This is a genomic window from Pedobacter sp. 01T416_2, assembly GCF_056398925.1.
The window spans coordinates 1-2,333 of record NZ_JBFTQI010000860.1 but is presented as its reverse complement, the minus strand read 5'-3'; the positions used below and the strand labels follow the sequence as shown (position 1 = coordinate 2,333).

Sequence of the window (2,333 nt, the reverse complement as noted above, 5' to 3'; positions counted from 1 at the left end):
GAGCAATAACTATGGTGGGTTTAACTTCAAAAATTTACCATTAAATGCTAAAATGTATGTGGAAATAAGCCATGTTGGCTACCAGTTACTCCGCAAAAATTTCACGATTATAGACGGAAAAACTGCACTGGATTTAAAAACATTAATTATCGCTATAAAAGACAACAATTTACAGGATGTAGAGATTAGGGTAGCGCCAATTACCATGAATGGCGATACTTTAGAATTTAATGCCGCAGCCTTTAAATTGGATAGCAATGCGGTTGTAGAAGATCTTTTGCGCAAAATACCCAATGTAACCCTTTGGGGCGATGGACAGATTACCGTTAACGGCCGTGAAGTAAAGAGCTTATTGGTAAACGGGAAACAGTTTTTCGGCGGTGATATTAAAATGGCTACCCAAAACATTGCGAAAAATGCATTAGACAAGGTACAGGTTTACCGGGAACGGAATGAGAGTAACCCACTTGACAGTACCTTAACGGTTAATTTAAAACTTAAGAAAGGCAAAGACATCGGCTACTTCGGCAAAATTGGTGCGGGTTACGGCACCACCAAAAAATATGAAACAGATGCAAGTTTTAATATGTTTTCGCCCAAAATGCAGCTCGGTATTATAGGGGCGAGCAACAACATTAATAAAACAGCCAACAGTATTAGATCGTTAACCGCCAATAGTACTTTTAAAGGACTAACTACCAATGTAGAGTATCAGCCCGATTTCAGGCAATCAGGCATAAACCAACCGAATATTGGTGGCGTAACTTTTACTTATAATTTTATTGAAAAGCCCACTTATGAGAAAAAAAGCACGTTAAATGCCAATTATTTTGTTCAAAACAAAAACAACGAAAATATATCGGATGCGAGAACTACAACTTCTATTAATGGTACCGATCAGATATTCGAGAACAATACCACCAGGGGAAATACAGCATCAACCAATCAGGCTTTTGATTCGAGTCTAGAATTTACTAAAAAGAACCACCGTTTAAACATTAACCAATGGATGTCTTTAAACAATGGTAGCTCAAACAACGATACACAAAGAAGTGCTTTTAACGGACAAAATGTGTTAACGAGTACCAACAACACCAAAGCACAAAATGATTTTAACGACAAAGGCTTTAGTCTTGGTATAAGGTATGGTCTCTCCAATTATATCACCAGAAAAGAACACCGTTTTAACGGTCTTAATGCAAATTATCGGCTATCAATAAATGATAATGACAACCAAAGATCGAATCTAACCTCGTTTAGATCTTTTGTAAACGCAGCCACCAATACCGATTACGATAGACGCTATGATACACAGCGCAAATCTTTTAACCAGACCCTATCGTTAGAACTACCCAATTTAAAATCGTTACTATTTGGATATAAAAATCTTGCTGGCTTCGATTTATCTTTAAACAACAATTTAGAACTTAATAATAGTAATGACCATAACCTGGTAGAAGATTTAAAAGCTAGTGCTTATGCTACAAATACCTATTTAAGCAATAACACCAAAACCAGTACTGTTGATGAAACCCCAGGCCTAACCCTAAGTAAATCTTTCCATAAGAGTTTATCAAACAGATTTAGTAAAAGTTTAAACATCGGGATCTCCGCGAAACAGCGTTTTATTTTTCAGGATAACAGATCGGATAAGGTGCAACAAAACATTAACCGAACCTATAACAGATTTGTTCCTGAAGTGAATATCAATTATAGCAATTATCAATATGGCGAATCTTATAACTCAGTATCATTAAACTATAGAACTAATATCACTATACCCAATTTACAACAACTAGCGCCTTTAACCGATAGTACCAATTTATACAATTTACAGCGGGGCAATCTTAAACTCAGGGAAGCTACTGACAGGTCCATCAGCTTTAACTTCGATCGTTCGGATCAGAAAAGCAAAAATACCTTAAATTATAACTTTAGTGTTTCGGCAGGCATAATTGATGATGCAATTGTTGATAGTATTTTTATAGACAGCCAAAATAAGCGTACGGCATACTTAGCCAATGCGAGTGGAAATAAGTATTTAAATGTTGATGGATATTTAAGAAAAGCTTTCAAATTGAAAACGACTGAATTGCAACTCAGTTTAAATGGAGGAATCAATATCGCCAAAAACCCAGGTTACTTAAACGACGTATTCAGTTTTTCAAATACTTTAAATACGAATGCGAAACTAAGTTTAAACTATACTTACAAGGATAAGTTTGCTACTGAAGTAGGGCAGGGTTTTAATACCTATCGGTCGGAACAGGAAGCCTTTAATACCAAATACAGCGGATTAAATTTAACGACGTCTTTAAGCAGTATTTATAATG

1 protein-coding gene is annotated in these 2,333 nt (G+C 35.7%); it reads left to right on the top strand.

The features are described 5' to 3' along the window. Positions 1–52: 52 nt before the first annotated feature. Positions 53–2,333, top strand: a 2,281-nt coding sequence (locus AC1DPQ_RS25105) for a hypothetical protein (RefSeq protein ID WP_477611224.1), incomplete at its 3' end; no start/stop codon positions are given.